Below are 19,404 nucleotides of genomic sequence, written 5' to 3' on the forward strand. Positions count from 1 at the left end.
AATGCATCAGGCACCCACCAATGCATCGAGGTGCCTGATTGACTGGTTGGTGTCAGTCGGGGTCGTAGTCGAGGTTGGGGGCCAGCCAGCGTTCGGCTTCCTCGCGCGTCCAGCCCTTGCGCTTGGCGTAGTCCTCGACCTGTTCGCGGGTGAGGCGGCCCACCACGAAGTACTGGCTGTCCGGATGGGAGAAGTACCAGCCGGAGACGGCGGCGGTCGGGTACATCGCAAAGCCTTCGGTGAGTTCGATACCGGTATTCCGCGTGGCATCGAGCAGCCGGAACAGCGTCGCCTTCTCGGTGTGGTCGGGGCAGGCGGGGTAACCCGGGGCCGGGCGGATGCCGCTGTACTTCTCGTCGATCAGCGCCTCGTTGTCGAGCGACTCGTCCGGGGCATAGCCCCAGTACTCATGGCGCACGCGTTCGTGCATGCGTTCGGCGAACGCCTCGGCGAGGCGGTCGGCCAGCGCCTTGAGCAGGATGGCTGAGTAGTCGTCGTGGTCGGCTTCGAAGCGCGCGACATGGGCGTCGATGCCGATGCCGGCGGTGACGGCGAAGCCACCCACCCAGTCCGACTTGCCGCTGCTCTTGGGCGACACGAAATCGGACAAACAGAAATCCGGTCGCTCGACTGGCTTGTCTGCCTGCTGTCGCAGGTGATGCAGGGCAACGGTCTTGCCGTTTTCCAGCTGTACCTCGACATCGTCGCCGGTGCCGGCCGCCGGCCAGAAACCGATCACTCCGCGGGCCGTAAGCCACTTCTCCGCGATGAGCTTGTCCAGCATGGCCTGCGCGTCGTTGAACAGCTCGGTCGCCTGCTTGCCCACGATCTCGTCGCTGAGGATGGCGGGGTAACGTCCTGCCAGCTCCCATGCATTGAAGAACGGCGACCAGTCGATATAGCGACGCAGCTCTGCCAGGTCGTAGTTGTCGAACACCGTAACACCCGGTTGGCGCGGTGCAGGTGGTTCGTAACTGGCCCAGTCGGTGCTGAAGCGCTGCGCGCGCGCCTTGTCCAGTGAGACCAGCGACTTTCCGCTGCCGCGCTGCTTGTGGCGCTCGCGCACTTCGGCGTATTCGGCGCGGACCTTGGCCATGAAGTTGTCGACCAACTCCTTGCTGACCAGCGACTGAGCCACGCCGACGGCGCGCGAAGCGTCCTTCACCCATACCGTGGGCGACTTGTAGTGCGGCTCGATCTTCAGTGCGGTGTGCGCTCGCGACGTGGTGGCGCCGCCGATCAGCAGCGGGATATGGAAATCCTGACGCTGCATCTCGCGGGCGACCTGACTCATCTCTTCCAGTGACGGCGTGATCAGGCCGGACAGGCCGATGATGTCGGCGTTGTGTTCGCGGGCCGTGTCGAGGATCTTCTGTGCCGGCACCATCACACCGAGGTCGATCACCTCGAAGTTGTTGCAGCGGAGTACCACGGCGACGATGTTCTTGCCGATGTCATGCACGTCGCCCTTGACCGTGGCCATGACGATGGTGCCGTTGTTCTTGCCGGTATCGCCGGTGCGCAGCTTTTCTTCTTCGATGTAGGGCAGCAGATAGGCCACGGCCTTCTTCATCACGCGCGCGGATTTCACCACCTGCGGCAGGAACATCTTGCCGGCGCCGAACAGGTCGCCGACCACGTTCATGCCGTCCATCAGCGGGCCTTCGATCACGTCGAGCGGGCGCGTGGAGAGTTTGCGTGCTTCCTCGGTATCTTCGTTGACGAACTGGTCGATGCCGTGCACCAAAGCATGGCTGAGGCGAGCCCGCACCGGCTTCTCGCGCCAGGCGAGGTTCTCGACGACCACCTCGCCTTTCTTGGCCTTGAACTTCTCGGCGATCTCGAGCAGGCGCTCGGTGGCATCCGCGCGGCGGTTAAGCACCACGTCTTCCACGCGCTCGCGCAGTTCTTCGGGCACGTCGTCGTAGATCATCAACGCGCCGGCGTTGACGATACCCATGTCCATGCCCGCCTTGATGGCGTGGTACAGGAACACTGAGTGGATCGCCTCGCGCACCGTGTTGTTGCCGCGGAACGAGAACGACACGTTGGAGACGCCGCCCGACACGTGGGTTTCGGGAAAGCGACGCTTGATCTCGCGCGTTGCCTCGATGAAATCCACCGCGTAGTTGTTGTGCTCCTCGATGCCGGTGGCGATCGCGAAGATGTTCGGGTCGAAGATGATGTCTTCGGGCGGAAAGTCGAGCTTCGTGGTCAGCAGTTCGTAGGCGCGCGAGCAGATTTCCACCTTGCGTTCGCAGGTGTCGGCCTGGCCTTGTTCGTCGAACGCCATCACCACCACGGCGGCGCCGTACTGCTGCACCTTGCGCGCGTGCTCGAGGAAGATCTCCTCGCCTTCCTTCATCGAGATCGAATTGACGATGCCCTTGCCCTGCAGGCAGCGCAGGCCGGCTTCGATCACGGTCCACTTGGACGAGTCGACCATCACCGGCACGCGGGCGATATCGGGTTCGGCGGCGATCAGGTTGAGGAAGCGCGTCATCGCGGCTTCCGAGTCGATCAGGCCCTCGTCCATGTTGACGTCGACGATCTGCGCGCCGCTGGCGACCTGCTGGCGCGCGACCTCCACGGCTTCTTCGTAGCGATCTTCCTTGATCAGCTTGCGGAACTGGGCGGAGCCGGTGACGTTGGTGCGTTCGCCCACGTTGACGAACAGCAGGTCGGGCGTGATGACCAGTGGTTCGAGTCCGGAAAGGCGGGTGTGACGGGACATCATCGGGACTCAGGCAACCTTGGCGTTGGCGGAAGGGAGGGCGCGCGGCGCGCAGTCGCGCACGGCGTCGGCGATGGCCTTGATGTGGTCGGGCGTGGTGCCGCAACAGCCGCCCACCAGGTTGAGCAGGCCGTCGCGGGCGAAGCTGCCGATCACCGCGGCCATCTGTTCGGGCGTTTCGTCGTACTCGCCGAACGCGTTGGGCAATCCGGCGTTGGGGTGCGTGCTGACAAAGCACTGGGAGACGTTGGACAGCGTCTGCACGTGCGGTCGCAGGTCCGCGGCGCCGAGTGCGCAGTTGAGACCCACCGAGATGGGGCGCGCGTGCTGCACGGAGTAATAGAACGCCTCGGCCGTCTGGCCCGACAGCGTGCGACCGGAGCGGTCGGTGATGGTGCCGGAGATCATCACGGGCATGCGCGTGCCGCGCTGGTGGAACAGCTCGCTCAGTGCGAACAGCGCGGCCTTGGCATTCAGGGTATCGAAGATGGTTTCGACCATGATGAGGTCGGCGCCGCCGTCGATGAGTCCGCTTGCCGCTTCGGTGTAGTTGCTGGCCAGTTCTTCGAAAGTGACGTTGCGGAAGCCGGGATCATTGACGTCCGGCGAGAGCGACGCCGTACGGCTGGTGGGGCCCAGCACGCCGATGACGAAGCGCGGCTTGTCCGGCGTCTTCGACTCCCACTTGTCGCAGGCCGCACGCGCAAGGCGCGCACCTTCCCGGTTCAACTCGTAGGCGAGGTGCTCTAGGTGGTAGTCGGCCTGGCTGATGCGGGTGGAGTTGAAGGTATTGGTTTCGACCAGATCAGCGCCGGCTTCCAGATACGCTTCGTGCACACCCCGGATGATGTCCGGGTTGGTCAGCGTGAGCAGGTCGTTGTTGCCCTTGAGGTCGCAACTGCCGGGATGGTCGTGTGTATGCGCGCTGTCATGCCCGTCGACGAAGCGTTCGCCACGAAAGGCGCCTTCGTCCAGCGAGTGACGCTGCAGCATGGTGCCCATGCCACCGTCCAGGATCAGGATGCGCTCGCCCAGCAGGCGCTGCAGCAGCGCGACGCGTTCGGGGTGGAGCCAGGGAATCGTGCTCATGGATACCTCAGGAGGGTTTGCGTGCGAGCAGGCTCATCACTTCAAAGTGAGGTGCCTTGCGTTCGCGGCTGATGCGGTTGCAGCTGAGGACTTCCAGTCCGGCAGAGGTGGCGAAACCATCCAGTTCGCTGGCGGAGAAACCGAGGTTGCGATGGTCGAACGGTTCCACCACCGCACGGTGATCGTGCTTGCCCAGCGTGACGGCGAGCAGTCGGCCGCCGTTGCGCAGCAGGCGCGAAGCCTCGGCGACGGCCTTCGCCGGATGCTCCGCGTAGGTGAGGGCGTGCAGCATCAGCACCAGGTCGAAGCGACGCTCTCCCAGGTCCAGCGCATGCATGTCGCCCAGGCGTACTTCCACGTTGGCGAACGGCTTGAGGCGCTGGGATGCCGCTTCCACGACGCGGTCGCTGCTGTCCACGCACACGATGGAACGTGCATGCGGCGCCAGCAGTTCGGCGGTGATGCCATCGCCCGAGGCGATGTCGAGTACGTCGCCGGTTTCCAGCAATTGCAGCAGCGAGCGGGCGAGGGTTTCCCAGGTGCGGCCCGGCGAGTAGTGGCGCTCCATGTCGCCGGCCACGGTGTCGGCCCAGCCTTCCTCACGGGCACGTTGCGCCAGTACGCCCGGCAGGCGGGCGGCGTCTTCGCGCAGCAGGGCATCGTCGATGCTCTCGCGCAGCGACTTCAGCAGGGCGTACTGGTGTTCGTCGGTATCGCCGTTGGCGCGGTAGTAAGCCGAGACGCCGGCGCGACGGTCGCGCACCAGTTCCGCTTCCTTGAGCTTGGCCAGGTGGGTGGACACGCGTGGCTGGGCCAGGTGCAGCACGGCGGCCAGCTCGGCCACGGTCAGCTCCTCCCGCTCGAGCAGCGCCAGCAGCCGCACCCGGGTCGGGTCCGCCAGCAGGCGCAGGATGCTGGAGGCGGTGGCCAGATCCATGGTTATCCTTATATCGCGATACAGAGATGCAATAGGCTAGGCCTAGGGTCGCGGGGCGTCAAGTTCGGCCTGCTTATGTTGGCCTGCTTATGTAGGAGCGCACCCAGTGCGCGAAAAGCCTACGGAGCGTTGATGCCAGGCGCCGCGGTCGCGCACTGGGTGCGCTCCTACAGGGGGAGAGGGTACTGGTCTTGGGGGCCACCCTTTGCGGGGTCGCGGAGTCTCGTTGTTGCCGCGCTGTAGGCTTTTCGCGCACTGGGTGCGCTCCTACAGGGAGGGCGAGGCCCGGCCTTGCTGCACCTGCACAGAGGGTATGGGCGCGGGCGGGCTAAAATAGGCGGCTTCCTACTTCCCCTTGGAACCGTCATGGATTTCCGTTTTACCGAAGACCAGCTGTCGATTCAGGCCATTGCCCGCGATTTCGCGCAGAAGCGCATCGCGCCGGTGGCTGCCGAGCTGGATGAGAAGGGGGAGTTCCCGCTCGACAACATCCGTGAGATGGGCCAGCTGGGCCTGATGGGCATCGAGGTGCCGACCGAGTACGGCGGCGCGGGGATGGACCCGATCGCCTACGTGCTGGCGATGATCGAGATCGCCGCGGCTGACGCCGCCACTGCGACCATCATGTCGGTCAACAATTCGCTGTTCTGCACCGGCATTCTCAAGCACGGCACGGAAGAGCAGAAACAGAAGTTCGTGCGCGCCATTGCGCAGGGCGAGGCCATCGGCGCCTACGCGCTGACCGAGCCGCAGTCCGGCTCGGACGCATCGGCCATGCACACCCGCGCGACCAGGAACGCCAACGGCGACTGGGTCATCAACGGCAAGAAGAGCTGGATCACCTCCGGCATGGTGGCGCGCTACATCATCCTGTTCGCCATCACCACGCCGGGTATCGGCGCGAAGGGTGTGTCGGCCTTCGTCATCGACACCCAGCTGCCGGGCTTCCACGCCGGCAAGAGCGAGCCCAAGCTGGGCATTCGCGCCTCGGCGACCTGCGAAATCGAATTCACCGATTACGTGTGCCCGAAGGAAAACCTGCTGGGCGCAGAAGGCAAGGGCTTTGCGATGGGCATGAGCCTGCTCGACGCGGGCCGCATCGGCATCGCGTCGCAGGCCGTGGGCATTGCGCGCGCCGCCTATGAGGCTTCGGTGCAGTGGTCCCGCGACCGCAAGGCCTTCGGCCAGCCGATCGGCACGTTCCAGATGACCCAGGCGAAGATCGCCGACATGAAGTGCAAGCTCGACGCCGCCACGCTGCTGACGCTGCGCGCCGCCTGGACCAAGGGCGAGGTGGAGAAGCACGGCGGCCGTTTCGGCACCGAGGCTTCCATGGCCAAGCTCATGGCGTCCGAAGCCGCGATGTGGATCTCGCACCAGGCGGTGCAGATCCATGGCGGCATGGGCTACTCCCGCGAAATGCCGCTGGAGCGTTATTTCCGCGATGCCAAGATCACCGAGATCTACGAGGGCACCAGCGAGATCCAGCGCATCGTGATCGCGCGCGCCGAAACCGGCCTGCGCTGAGGCTGCCGCGAAGCTCCCGGCGCTGGCCGAGAGCTTCCGTTTGGTCCTCGGGTACGCCTTGTGGGCTGTTCCTGACATGCCGTCGCGCGATGCACGGGTGGCCTGGTTGACTCCTCGCCTATTGATCGCAAATACTTGCGACTCGCCAGGGAGCTAGGTCCCCCTCCGCCAAGGATGGCCCCATGTTGACGTTTCTGCTCGTCCTGCTTGCATTGATAGCGCTGGCGGTTTTCCCCGTCATGTATACGGCGCGCGCGCTGGGAGCGGAAAAGACCGGGCTTGGCACCGTCCTGCTGGTGCTGGTCCTGCAACTCTGCCTGTCGAAGCTGGTGGAGGCGATCATCTCGTCCGGGCTGATCGGCGGCCTGGCCGGATTCTTCGGTGGCGCCCTCATCATCCAGATGGTGATGGTGACCACCTACACGCGGGCACTGCTCATCAGCCTTGTCAGTTCGGTGATCGCGATCATCGGGCTGCTGCTGCTCATCAAGCTGGTGGTTGGCCATCACGCGGGTGCGGAGCAGGTGTCGATGATCCTCATGGCGCTACCTGGGCGCCTTGCCTGACCCCACCGAACGTTTCTACCGGGCCGCGTCGTGAACTGACCGGGTGGGGCGGTATCGGGCATTCCGGTTGGCTGGTCTCCCCATTCCGCGCGTAGCCGGAAGCCCCACCGCTGAGCCATTTTCGGGCAGGCGGGAGGTGGCGGCATGGTGGTTGCTTGTTTCCATGGGTCTGACACCCCGCGACGCGAGCAAGCCCCATGACCCAAATCGACATCGCCCTCGACGAAGAAAGCGCCGTCTACAAGACGCTGCTGGAATCCACCAAGGCCATTCCCTGGAGCATCCATTGGGACAGCCTGTCGTTCTCCTACATCGGCCCCCAGATCGAAGCCCTGCTTGGTTGGGAACCGGCCAGCTGGGTCAGCGTGCAGGACTGGGCCGACCGTATCCATCCCGAGGACCGCGAGTGGGCGGTCAATTTCTGCGTGGCCCAGTCCAAGGCCGGCGTGGACCATGAGGCGGACTATCGCGCGCTGTGCAAGGACGGCAGCTATGTATGGATCCGCGACGTCGTGCACGTGGTGCGCAAGGAAGACGGCAGCGTGGATTCGCTGGTCGGCTTCATGTTCGATATCAGCGAGCGCAAGCGCACCGAGCAACGGCTGATCGAGCTGCAGCGCGAGCTGGAGGCGCTGTCCTTCAAGGATGGCCTTACCGGCATCGCCAATCGCCGCCGCTTCGACGCCGTGTTCGAGGAAGACTGGGTCGATGCCCGCCGCAGCGGCAAGCCGCTGTCGTTGCTGGTGCTCGATATCGACTACTTCAAGCAGTACAACGACCACTACGGCCACGTGCAGGGCGACTACTGCCTGAAGATGGTGGCCAAGGTGCTGGGCAAGGCCGTGCGCCGCAGCCACGAATTCCTCGCGCGCTTCGGTGGCGAGGAGTTCGTGCTGCTGCTGCCCGAGACCGACGCTGCATCGGCGCGCCACGTGGCCGAACGCTGCCAGGAACTGCTGGCGCAGGAGTGGATTCCGCACGAGCGCTCGATGGCGGGCAAGGCGCTGACCATGAGCATCGGCGTGGGCACCGTGGTGCCCATGTACGGCGACGAGCGCCAGGCGTTTCTCGAGCTGGTGGATCGCCGCCTGTACCAGGCCAAGCTGGGCGGTCGCAACCGCATCGCCGACGGCGACTGAGTTTTCCACGAGGCAAGAAAAAAGCCCCGGTCCTGCGACCGGGGCTTTTTCTTTGTTGCGACGTACGGGGCTTACGAACCGCGGCGCGGGTCGGAATCGAACGGCTGCATGCCGCCCGATGCGCCACCCTGCGACGGCGGGTTGTTGCCCGGGGTCGGCGTAGCGTCCTCGCCATGTGCATGACGGATGGTGTGCGACGCCTCGTCCAGCTTGTCGCCCAGCAGGCGACGCACCGTCACGTAGAACACCGGGATCAGCAGCAGGCCCAGGAACGTGGCGAACATCATGCCGCCGATCACGCCCGTACCAATGGCGTGACGGGAGTTGGCGCCCGCACCGGTGGAGATGGCCAGCGGGAACACACCGAGGATGAACGCCAGTGAGGTCATCAGGATCGGGCGCAGTCGCTGGCGGGAGGCCGTGACCACCGCATCGAACAGCGACTTGCCGTCCTGCTGCTGCTCCACCGCGAACTCCACGATCAGGATCGCGTTCTTCGCCGCCAGACCGATCACCGTGATCAGGCCGATCTTGAAGTACATGTCGTTCGGCAGGCCGCGCAGCATCGAGAACACCACGGTGCCGAGCAGGCCGAGCGGAACCACCAGCAGCACGGCCACCGGGATCGACCAGCTTTCGTACAGGGCGGCCAGGCAGAGGAACACGATCAGGATCGACAGCACCATCAGCAGCGTGGCCGAGTTGCCGGCCAGGATTTCCTGGTACGACTGACCCGTCCAGTCGGAGCCGAAGCCCTTGGGCAGGTCGTTCTCGACGATGCCCTGCAGCGCCGCCATGGCCTGGCCGGTGGAATAACCCGGCGCTTCATTACCCACGATTTCCACGGCCGCGTAGCCGTTGTAGCGGGTGAGGGCAGGCGAGCCCATGTCCCACTTCGACTGCACCACGCTGGAGATCGGAATCATGTTGTACGGGTTGGTGGTCGACACCGTCGACGCACTGGTGGACCCGGTCGCCAGGCTGCTCGGCGTGTACAGGTGCTGCAGCGCATCCGGACCCATGCGATAGGGCTGGTCCGCCTGCATGTAGACACGCTTCACGCGGCCGCCGTAGACGAAGTCGTTGACGTACACCGGCGCCAGCGCGAGCTGGATGGCCGTGTACACATCGCTGACCGACAGGCCCATGGCCTGCGCCTGCGTGCGGTCCACCTTCAGGTCCCACTGCGGGGCATCGGGCAGCGAGTTCGGACGGACGCCGAACAGGGCCTTGTTGTCCTTGGCCTTGCCCAGCGCCATGCCCATCGCCTGCATCAGCTCGCCATGCGTCTGGCCGGCGCGAGCCTGCAGGTACATGTCGATGCCGCCGAACTGGCTGAGGCCGCGGATGGTCGGCAGGTTCACCACGAAGATCTGCGCATCGCGAATGCCGTGGAACACGCCATTCAACTGCATGATCAGGTCGTCGGCGGTGACCGAGCGTTCCTTCCAGTCCTTCAACTTGATGAAGGCCATGCCGGTGCTTTCACTCTGGCCGATGAAGCTGAAGCCGGAGATCTGGTACATGCCCACGATGCTGTCGTTCTGCGGACTCTTATTCAGGCGTTCGCGCATTTCCGTCATCACTTCCTGCGTGCGGTGCAGGGTGGCACCCGGCGGCAGGTTGACGATGGCGAGGGCGAAGCCCTGGTCTTCGCTGGGCACGAAGCTGGTCGGCAGCCTGGTGTACAGGAAGCCCGCCAGTGCGGCGACCAGTGCGAACACCAGCATCCAGCGGGGCGCATGACGTGCCGCGCTGCCGATGTGGCCGCTGTAGGTGTGCGTGACGCGATCGAAGATGCGGTTGAAGCCGCGGTAGATGATGTTCTTCTTGTGGTCATGCTCGGGCTTGAGCATGGTCGCGCACAGCGCCGGGGTGAACGACAGCGCGAGGAAGGCCGAGAAGCCCATCGATACGGCGATGGTCAACGCGAACTGCTTGTAGATCACGCCGGATGCACCCGGCTGCAGCGCGGACGGCACGAACACTGCCGCCAGCACCACCGTGATCGCCACCACGGCGCCGGTGATCTGGCCCATCGCTTTGCGTGTGGCTTCCTTCGGCGAGAGCCCTTCCTCGGACATGATGCGTTCGACGTTCTCGATCACCACGATCGCGTCGTCCACCACGATACCGATGGCCAGCACCATGCCGAACAAGGTCAGCTGGTTGATGGTGAAGCCGAGCGCGACGAGGCCGATGAAGGTGCCGAGCAGCGCGACCGGGATCACCAGGGTGGGGATCACCGTGGCGCGGAAGTTCTGCAGGAAGATCAGCATCACCAGGAAGACCAGGATGATGGCCTCCACCAGCGTGTGGATCACTTCCTCGATCGAGATCTTCACGAACGGGGTGGTGTCGTACGGCGCAAACCAGGTGACGCCTTCCGGGAAGTCCTTGGAAAGCTCGGCCATCTTGGCCTTCACCGCGTCGGCCACGTCCAGCGCGTTCGCGCCCGGCAGCAGCTGCACGCCGAGGCCGCCGACCTGCTGGCCGTTCCACGTGGCGCCCAGGCCATAGCTGCCCGGGCCGAAGCTGATGCGAGCGACGTCGCTGAGCTTCACCACCGTGCCGTCGCTATTGGCGCGAAGGATGATGTTGCCGAACTCTTCCGGCGAGGAGAAACGGCCTTCGGCCGACACCGTGGCGGTGAAGCCCTGGCCTTCCGGCGACGGATCGGCACCCAGCGAGCCGGCAGCGAACTGCACGTTCTGCGTGGCGATGGCGTTGTAGACCGAGCTCGCCGACAAGCCGTAACCCTGAAGCTTGTCCGGGTTGAGCCAGATGCGCACGGCGTATTCGGAACCGATCACGCGCGTGTTGCCCACGCCCGGGATACGGCCGACCTGGTCGGCGACCTGCGAGGCAATGATGTCGGCCAGGCGGTTGCCGTCGATGTCCTTGTTGGTGGACACCAGCGACACGAACATCAGGAAGTCGGGGTTGTTCTTGGCAACCACCACACCCTGCTGCGTCACTGCGGTCGGCAGGCGCGGCTGAGCCAGCTGCACCTTGTTCTGCACCTGCACCTGGGCGATGTCCGGATCGGTACCGGTCTCGAAGGTGAGGGTGATCGTGGCCGAACCGCTGGCGCTGGACGAGGAGCTGAAATACAGCAGGTGGTCGATGCCGGTGAGCTGCTGCTCGATCACCTGGGTAACGTTCTTTTCCACCGTATCGGCGTTGGCGCCGGGATAGGTCGCGGACACCACCACCTGCGGCGGCGCGATATTGGGATACGACTCGATGCCCATGTTCAGCACGGAGATCGTGCCGACCAGGGTGATCAGAATGGCGACCACCCACGCAAAGATGGGGCGGTCAATAAAGAAACTCGGCATGTCTGTCGACTCCCTTACTGCTTGCCGGCAGCAGGCTTGGCGTTACCCGCCGCTCCCTGCGGAGCCTTCTGGTCGGGCTGCCACGGCGAGGCCTTGGCAGGCGCACCCGGCTGCACGGTCTGCAGGCCCGAGACGATGACCTGGTCGCCCGTGGCGAGGCCGTTGGTGACGATCCAGTTGCCCGCACGCATGTTGTCGGCGGTGACGTCCTTGCGCACGACCTTGCCTTCCTGGCTGACCACGAGTGCATAGGCGCCCGCGACGTCGCGCAGGATGCCCTGCTGCGGGATCAGGAACACGCTCTGCTGCTCGCCGAGGTTGGCGCTGATGGTCACGTAGGTGCCCGGCAACAGGCGATGCGCCGGATTGGGCAGCTGCGCGCGCAGGTTCACTGCGCCCGTGGTCGGATCGACCGTGGCACCGGAGAAGTCCAGCGTGCCCACCTGGTCGTACTTGCTGCCGTCGGGCAGGGTGACCTGCACGGTCGTCTTGTTCTGCTCGGTCAGCACCACCTTGCCGGCCGACTGCGCGGCACGCAGGCGATCCAGATCGGTCGAGCTGACGGTGAAGTTGACGTACAGCGGGTCGAGCTGGTCGACCGTGGTGAGCAGGGTGGCGTTGCTGCCGGCGTCGGTGGTGCTGTTGCCGACGATGGCGCCTTCGGTGACCTGCTGCTGGCCGGCGCGGCCGTCGATCGGCGCGGTGACGCGGGTGAAGCCCAGGTTGATGCGGGCGGTTTCCACGGCGGCCTTGGCCTGCTGCACGGCGGCGGCGCTGCTGCGCTCGTTCGCTTCGGCCAGGTCAAGGTCGGACTGCGACACATAGCCCTGCGGACGCAGCTGGCGGTAACGCTCGGCGGCCTTGTGATAGTTCACGTAGGTGGCCTGGGCCGACGCCAGGTTGCCCTGGGCGGACTGCAGGCTGGCCTGATAGACCGACGGATCGATCTCGAACAGCACCTGGCCCTGCTTCACGTCGGTGCCTTCCTGGTAGACGCGCTTGAGCAGCACGCCGGACACGCGCGCACGCACATCGGCGCTGCGGAAGGCCGACACGCGGCCCACCAGGTCCTTGGTCAGCGGCGTGCTCTGCGGCTGGGCCCGGATCACGCCGACCTCCGGCGGGGGCATTTGCTGCTGGCCTTGTTCCTTGCCTTTGCCACAGGCGGCCAGAGAGAGCAGGCCAAGGCACAACATGAGTGTGCGCAGTGACGTGGACTTCATGTGGGCTCCATTCTTCTTTGTAATGTGGTCGGGGGAGATGCGGCATGTCGACGTCTCTCCGGACGGCGACGGGGGTCGAGCAAGTCATGAGCACACGGCTGCCCCGTGTGGATTTCAGGTCCTTGGCAGGGCCTAAAGCGGCACGGGGGCGGTTGCCATGGCTCAGATCAAAAGCGGACGGCCTTGGACTATACCGTACAGTTTACAAATTTGTAGCGCCGTTGTCCTGCCTCCTGGCTGCCTTCGAGCTCCCTGGGCCGTGTCGGGTGAGGGGGGGCAGCAGTTGTGACGGTCCCCTTGGTCCAGTCCAGGGTTAGCAATTTTGGCTGAGTTCCGTGAAAGAAGAGTGTCGGGGGAGGCGCATAGGGGCTGACGCCATGGCGTTGATGGTGCCAGCAACAGCCTGTTTGCAGCCTGTGCCGTTGGTCCGGTTGGCGAATCCGATCGAATCGTGACCGCTACGGCAAAGGCAAGCCGACCCGGGTACGAGATGCTTGATGGGACGCCCATGCGCTGCGTTCGTATCCATGCAAGAGCATCGTTTTGCGAGGGCGCTTTACCTGTTGCGCCGCAACGGATCATGACGTTGCGAGTGCCGACATACGCACTGGTATTGCCGTGACATGGTTGTCACGTGCGTGCGGCAGGCTGCGGGCAACACGTGGTGGCTGCGGGCTTTTTCCTGTGGCGGCAACCCTTTTGTCATGCTGCGAAACAGGCCCGTTCTTTGCGTTGAAGGCATGTCGCCGGACTCTGCTGCAATGGCGTCATGGCTACACGGCAGCTGAAGTGGTCTGGTCGCAAAGCTGGATTAGGCCTGACGCGAAGCGTATCCTTTTAAAGCTTTTTTAGCCTCATTCCGTCTCCCCAAAACAGTAGATGCCATGAACGCGATTCGTGCGGCTAGCAACAGCTCATTCCCCACTGTTGTTCTCGAAGAACTGAAGCAAAGCGGATTTCCTACCCAGCGCCTTGATGAGGCGCAATTTTTTATCAGCGCCTTCTTCGCGCGCATCGCGGACAGCGATCTTGAACTCCATACCGCAGCCGAGTGGGCCGCCCTGGTTGGCGACCTGCTCGGCTTCCTGCAGCAGCGCCAGCCGGGCCGCGCCTCGGTGCGCGTGCTCAACCCGGAAACCGGTCACGCCGGTCGCAGCTACATCCAGGTTGCCACCGACGACATGCCGTTCCTGGTGGACACCGTCACCATGGTGGCGGCCGAACACCTGCAGATCCACGCCGTGATCCATCCGGTGATGGAGCTGACCCGTGACACCGCGGGCAAGCTGGTGAAGATGGGCGCCGAAGGTGGCCAGCCCGAATCGGTGATGCATTTCGAAGTGGACCGCGTCGCGGGCGAGGCCGAGCAGGCCCAGCTCAAGGCGCAGCTGGAAGGCGCGCTGGAAGACGTGCGCGTGGTGGTCGGCGACTGGATGAAGATGCGCGACAGGATGCTGGACATCGCTGTCGAGCTGCCGTCGCGCCAGCTGCCGCTGGATGCCGCCGCGGTTCAGGAAGCGTCCGAATTCCTGCGCTGGCTTGCCGAAGACAACTTCACCTTCCTGGGTTATCGCGAATACGAAGTGACCGAGGCCGATGGCGAGGAAGTGCTGCGCGCCAATGAAAGCTCGGGCATGGGCATCCTGCACCGGAGCGAGCGCTCGCTGGCGCCGCGTTCGCTGCGTTCGCTGGTCGCCAGCGACCTGCCGCAGTCGGGCTCGACCGACGCCATCATCCTGACCAAGACGAACGCGCGTTCGCATGCGCATCGTTCGGGCTACATGGATTACGTGGGCGTGCTGAAGTTCGACGCCAACGGCAAGCCGGTGGCCGAGCAGCGTTTCCTGGGCCTGTTCACGTCCAGCGCCTACATGTCGCGTCCGCAGAACGTGCCGCTGGTGCGCCAGAAGTTCGAATACGTGATGGACCGCTCGGGCCTCAAGCGAGATTCGCACTCGGGCAAGGCGCTGCGCCACATCCTCGAATTCCTGCCGCGCGACGAACTGTTCCAGGCGAGCGAAGAAGAGCTGTACAGCATCTCGATGGGCATCCTCGAGCTGCGCCAGCGCGCACGCACCCGCCTGTTCGTGCGTCGCGACCGCTACGGCCGTTTCATCACCTGCACGGTGTTTGTGCCGCGTGACCGCTTCAACACCTCGGTGCGCGAGCGCATTGAAGCCCTGCTGCGCGAAACCATGCGTGGCGAACATCTCGACTCGTCCGTGCTGATGGGCGAGGCGGCGCTGGTGCGCCTGCACGTGGTGGTGCGCCCGAAGATCGGCGACCAGGTGCATTTCGACGTGGCTGCGCTCGAGAAGGGCGTCGAGACGATCGTGCGCAACTGGCAGGACGACCTGCGCGATGCGCTGGTGGCGAAGCTGGGCGATCACGATGGCGTGGTGCTGGCCAACCGCTACGGCAAGGCGCTGCCGGCCGGCTACGTCGAGGACGTGGCGCCCGCCGCTGCCGCCGAGGACGTGCACCAGCTGTCGCTGCTGAAGGGTGACGATGCGATACGCATGTCGTTCTACCACCCGGCGTCGCGCCCGGAAGAGCTGCGCTTCAAGGTCTACCGCAGCGGTGGCGACATCGCGCTGTCCGAGGTGCTGCCGCAGCTGGAGAACCTGGGCCTGCGCGTGCTCACCGAGCATCTCTACGACGTCAAGCTGGGCGACCGCACGCTGTACATCCAGGACTTCGAAGTACAGACCAGCGGCAGCCTCACCTTCAGCGTGGAGCAAGTGGGTACGTTGTTCGAAGATGCGTTCGAGCAGATCTGGCGCGGCAACGCCGAGAACGATGGCTTCAACCGCCTGGTGCTCGGCGCCAAGCTGAGCTGGCGCCAGATCGCCATGCTGCGCGGCTACTGCAAGTACCTGCTGCAGACCGGTGTGGCGTTCTCCCAGAGCTACATGGAAGACGCGTTCAACCACTATCCGGCCATTGCCGGCCTGCTGGTGGAACTGTTCCTCGCCAAGTTCGATCCGCGCCGCGAAACGCTGTCCTCCGACGAGCTGAAGCGCGCCGGTGAACTGCTGCGAGGCGAGATGCAGGTGCTGATCCCCGAGTCCGTGCGCACGGCACATCCGGGCCTGGTCGATGACCTGGTGGCGGCGCTGTCCAAGCCTCGTGACGAGCAGATCGCCGTGTTGGAAGAGTCCATCGGTACGCTGCTCGAGACGGTGTCGAGCCTGGACGACGACCGCATCCTGCGCAGCTTCATGGCGCTGATCCGCTCCACGCTGCGCACCAGCTTCTTCCAGCAGTGGGATGGCGCGCATCGCTCCTACATCAGCTACAAGTTCGACTCGCATCGCGTGCCGGACCTGCCGAAGCCGGTACCGTACCGCGAAATCTTCGTCAGTGCCCCGCGCGTGGAAGGCATCCACCTGCGCTTCGGCTCGGTGGCGCGTGGCGGCCTGCGCTGGTCCGATCGTCGCGAAGACTTCCGCACCGAAGTGCTGGGCCTGGTGAAGGCGCAGATGGTGAAGAACACGGTGATCGTGCCGGTGGGCTCGAAGGGCGGCTTCTTCGTGAAGCGTCCGCCGGTGAACGGTGACCGCGATGCGCAGCTGGCCGAAGGCATTGCCTGCTACCGCATGTTCATCAGCGGCCTGCTCGACATCACCGACAACCTGATCGAAGGCAAGGTCGTGCCGCCGCATGAGGTGGTTCGCCACGACAACGACGATCCGTACCTGGTGGTGGCCGCCGACAAGGGCACGGCGACGTTCTCGGATATCGCCAATGCCATCTCCGTCGAACACGGCTTCTGGCTGGGCGATGCGTTCGCCTCCGGCGGTTCGAACGGTTACGACCACAAGGGCATGGGCATTACCGCCAAGGGCGCCTGGGAGTCGGTGAAGCGCCACTTCCGCGCCATGGGCCGCAACAGCCAGACGGAAGACTTCACCTGCGTGGGCGTCGGCGACATGTCGGGCGACGTGTTCGGCAACGGTATGCTGCTGTCGCGCCACATCCGCCTGGTGGCCGCGTTCGACCATCGCCACATCTTCCTCGACCCGAACCCGGATGCCGAGCGTTCGTTCGTGGAGCGCGAGCGCATGTTCAAGGTGCCGCGTTCGAGCTGGGACGACTACGACAAGTCGCTTATCTCGGCGGGTGGCGGCATCTATCCGCGTTCGTTGAAGTCGATTCCGGTCTCGCCGGAAGTGCGCGTGGTGCTGGGCCTCAAGCCCGAAGTCACGCAGTTGCCGCCGGCTGAGCTGCTCAGTGCCATCCTCAAGGCGCCGGTGGACCTGCTGTGGAACGGCGGTATCGGTACCTACGTGAAGTCGGCCGGCGAAACGCACGCCGACGTGGGCGACCGCGCCAACAACGCGCTGCGCGTCAACGGCGCCGAGCTGCGCTGCAAGGTGGTGGGCGAGGGCGGCAACCTGGGCTTCACCCAGAAGGGCCGCATCGAGGCTGCCCATCATGGCGTGCTGCTCAACACCGACTTCATCGACAACTCGGCCGGTGTGGACACCTCCGATCACGAGGTGAACATCAAGATCCTGCTCGGCGATGCCGTGCAGCGTGGCGAGCTCACGCTCGACCAGCGCAACACCCTGCTGGCCAGCATGACCGACGAAGTCGGCCAGCTGGTGCTGTGGGACAACTACCGCCAGAACCAGGCCATTACGCTGATGGAGCACCAGTCGGTGCATCGCATCGGCTCGATGGCGCACTTCATCCGCATGCTGGAACAGGAAGGCCTGCTCGATCGCCAGGTGGAAAACCTTCCGAGCGAAGCCGAGCTGACCGAGCGCAAGACCCGCGGCATCGGCATGACGCGTCCGGAACTGTCGGTGCTGCTGTCCTACGACAAGATCAAGCTGTACCAGCAGCTGCTCGACTCCGACGTGCCGGAAGATCCGTACCTCTCCAAGGAGCTGGTGCGCTACTTCCCCGAACCGCTGCACACGCAGTACGCGGATCACATGCAGCGCCATCGCCTGAAGCGCGAGATCATCGCCACCGCGGTGACCAACTCGACGATCAACCGCATGGGCGCCACTTTCATGATGCGCATGCAGGAAGACACCGGACAGGGGCCGGCGGCGATCGCCAAGGCATATACGGCGGCGCGTGAGATCCTCGGTGCCCGCGAGCTGTGGTCCGAGATCGAGGCGTTGGACGGCAAGGTGGCCGAGAACACGCAGATCGACGCGATCCTGCAGATCTGGTCGCTGCTGCGCCATATGGCCCGCTGGCTGCTCAACCGTCCGGGCGGCACGCTGGACATCAACGCCAACGTCGACCGTTACCAGGCGGGCGTCACTGAGCTGCGTGCGGCCCTGCCGAGTGCACTTACCGAAACCGGTCGTGCGGATTTCGCCACGAGCCAGGAGAAGTGGGAAGGCCTCGGTCTGCCGGTGGAGCTGTCGTTGCGCATGGCTCGCCTGCCCGAACTGCGCGCGATGCTCGACATCGTCGAGGTGGCCCAGCAGAGCGGCCAACCGATCGGTGCGGTGGCCGGCGTGTTCTACGAACTGGGTGAGTCGCTGGACCTGGAGTGGCTGCGTAGCCAGATCGAGGTGCTGCCGGTGGAAGGCGCATGGCATGCCCAGGCCCGCGGTTCGCTGCTGGACGAGCTCAACCACCAGCATCGCGCGCTGGCCCTGCAGGTGCTGTCCATGAATGCTGGCACCAAGGACGTATCGCCGGTACAGGCGTGGCTACAACGTGACGACGCCACGCTGAAGTACACCCGCGCCATGCTGGCGGAAATCCTCACGCAGAACGCGGACTACCCGATCGCTTCGGTCGCGGTCCGTCGCCTGGCCCAGCTGGCCCAAGTGCCGGTGAACCAGTAAGCAGCCCGACACCCCGGTGTTTGCCGGGGTGTCGAGTGGATTTGTCGCGGTACCTCGAAGGGCGCAGGCCGGCAACGGTCTTGCGCCCTTCGTCCATCTACGTTCAACTGGCGACCTCTCTTCCCGAACGATGTCAGGCCCCATGCGCTTCGCCTTCGTCGCCAGCGAAACCCACGTTGCCCAGCAGGCGCAACGCAAGTTCATCGACCGCTATGGCGACGTACCGCCGGAACAGGCGGATGTGATCGTGGCGCTGGGCGGCGACGGCTTCATGTTGCGTACGCTGCACGCGTACCGCGCGCTGCCGGCGCCGGTATACGGCATGAAGCTCGGGCGCGTCGGTTTCCTGATGAACAAGCATCGCGTCGATGAGCTGGAGGAGCGCATTGCGCGAGCGCATGCCGCCGTGCTGTATCCGCTGGAGATGCGCACCGTGGACGCCTCCGGGGAAGTGCATCATGCCCTGGCCTTCAACGAAGTCTCGCTGCTGCGCCAGAGCAACCAGGCGGCGCACCTCGAAGTGAAGCTCAACGATCAAGTGAAGCTTCCCACCCTGGTGTGCGACGGCATCCTGGTGTCCACCCCGGCCGGATCGACCGCCTACAACCTTTCCGCGCATGGACCGATCCTGCCGCTCGACGCGAATGTGCTAGCGCTGACGCCGATCAGCCCGTTCCGCCCGCGTCGCTGGCGCGGCGCGATCCTGCCGCACCGGACGCTGGTGACCCTGCGCGTGCTCGATCCGGGCAAGCGCCCGGTGAGCGCCACGGCCGATTACCTCGAGGTGCGTGACATCCGCGAGGTACAGATCCGCCAGTCCGAAGGGCAGGGCGTGCGTCTGTTGTTCGATCCGGAACACAACCTGGAACAGCGCATCCTGGACGAGCAGTTCGCGCCGGATTGATGAGGCGCGCCTTTGGGGCGGGCATCGTAAGACGCTGGCTGACCAGCTTCGCTGTGGTGGAGCACCTCCCGCTTTCGCGGGGATGACGAACAAGCACGTCGAAATCGATCCTGCCCAACCGTAGC

Annotated in this window: 10 protein-coding genes; 5 read left to right on the top strand and 5 right to left on the bottom strand. The window is 64.8% G+C overall.

Going from position 1 to position 19,404, the window contains the following annotated elements; all coding sequences use genetic code 11:
- Window positions 1–52: 52 nt before the first annotated feature.
- The 3 genes from metH to EPB08_RS17720 are packed head-to-tail and all read right to left on the bottom strand — an operon-like array spanning window position 53 to window position 4,760.
- Complete coding sequence (gene metH / locus EPB08_RS17710) at window positions 53–2,737, bottom strand: methionine synthase (RefSeq protein WP_205746386.1); 2,685 nt, start codon at window positions 2,735–2,737, stop codon at window positions 53–55.
- Between the two features lie 6 nt (window positions 2,738–2,743).
- Complete coding sequence (locus tag EPB08_RS17715) at window positions 2,744–3,823, bottom strand: homocysteine S-methyltransferase family protein (RefSeq protein WP_130620421.1); 1,080 nt, start codon at window positions 3,821–3,823, stop codon at window positions 2,744–2,746.
- 7 nt (window positions 3,824–3,830) lie between these two features.
- Window positions 3,831–4,760, bottom strand: a complete 930-nt coding sequence (locus EPB08_RS17720; RefSeq protein ID WP_130620422.1) for an ArsR/SmtB family transcription factor — start codon at window positions 4,758–4,760, stop codon at window positions 3,831–3,833.
- Window positions 4,761–5,126: 366 nt separating this feature from the next.
- Between EPB08_RS17720 and EPB08_RS17725 the strand changes: the two genes are divergently transcribed.
- The 3 genes from EPB08_RS17725 (at window position 5,127) to EPB08_RS17735 (ending at window position 7,992) form a co-directional block, all read left to right on the top strand.
- Window positions 5,127–6,287 (top strand): acyl-CoA dehydrogenase family protein, encoded by a 1,161-nt coding sequence (locus tag EPB08_RS17725; RefSeq protein ID WP_130620423.1) that lies wholly within the window; start codon window positions 5,127–5,129, stop codon window positions 6,285–6,287.
- Window positions 6,288–6,469: 182 nt separating this feature from the next.
- Window positions 6,470–6,853 (top strand): hypothetical protein, encoded by a 384-nt coding sequence (locus EPB08_RS17730; protein WP_130620424.1) that lies wholly within the window; start codon window positions 6,470–6,472, stop codon window positions 6,851–6,853.
- Window positions 6,854–7,050: 197 nt separating this feature from the next.
- The gene (locus EPB08_RS17735; protein ID WP_130620425.1) at window positions 7,051–7,992 is read left to right on the top strand and encodes a GGDEF domain-containing protein; all 942 of its coding nucleotides are present in this window, start codon (window positions 7,051–7,053) and stop codon (window positions 7,990–7,992) included.
- Window positions 7,993–8,063: 71 nt separating this feature from the next.
- Here EPB08_RS17735 and EPB08_RS17740 read toward each other — a convergent pair whose 3' ends face one another.
- Entirely contained in the window at window positions 8,064–11,333 is a 3,270-nt protein-coding gene (locus tag EPB08_RS17740) for an efflux RND transporter permease subunit (protein WP_130620426.1), read from the bottom strand.
- 14 nt (window positions 11,334–11,347) lie between these two features.
- The gene (locus EPB08_RS17745; RefSeq protein WP_130620427.1) at window positions 11,348–12,556 is read right to left on the bottom strand and encodes an efflux RND transporter periplasmic adaptor subunit; all 1,209 of its coding nucleotides are present in this window, start codon (window positions 12,554–12,556) and stop codon (window positions 11,348–11,350) included.
- Window positions 12,557–13,440: 884 nt separating this feature from the next.
- On the opposite strand from EPB08_RS17745, the gene EPB08_RS17750 reads away from it, so the two are divergent.
- Together EPB08_RS17750 and EPB08_RS17755 are read left to right on the top strand one after the other, a co-directional pair.
- Entirely contained in the window at window positions 13,441–18,375 is a 4,935-nt protein-coding gene (locus tag EPB08_RS17750) for an NAD-glutamate dehydrogenase (RefSeq protein ID WP_130620428.1), read from the top strand.
- Between the two features lie 142 nt (window positions 18,376–18,517).
- Window positions 18,518–19,279 carry an NAD kinase gene (locus tag EPB08_RS17755; protein ID WP_130620429.1) on the top strand — a complete coding sequence of 254 codons (762 nt, stop codon included), beginning with the start codon at window positions 18,518–18,520 and terminating at the stop codon, window positions 19,277–19,279.
- The last annotated feature ends 125 nt before the right edge of the window (window positions 19,280–19,404 follow it).

Source organism: Dyella amyloliquefaciens (assembly GCF_004296575.1).
Lineage (GTDB): Bacteria > Pseudomonadota > Gammaproteobacteria > Xanthomonadales > Rhodanobacteraceae > Dyella > Dyella amyloliquefaciens.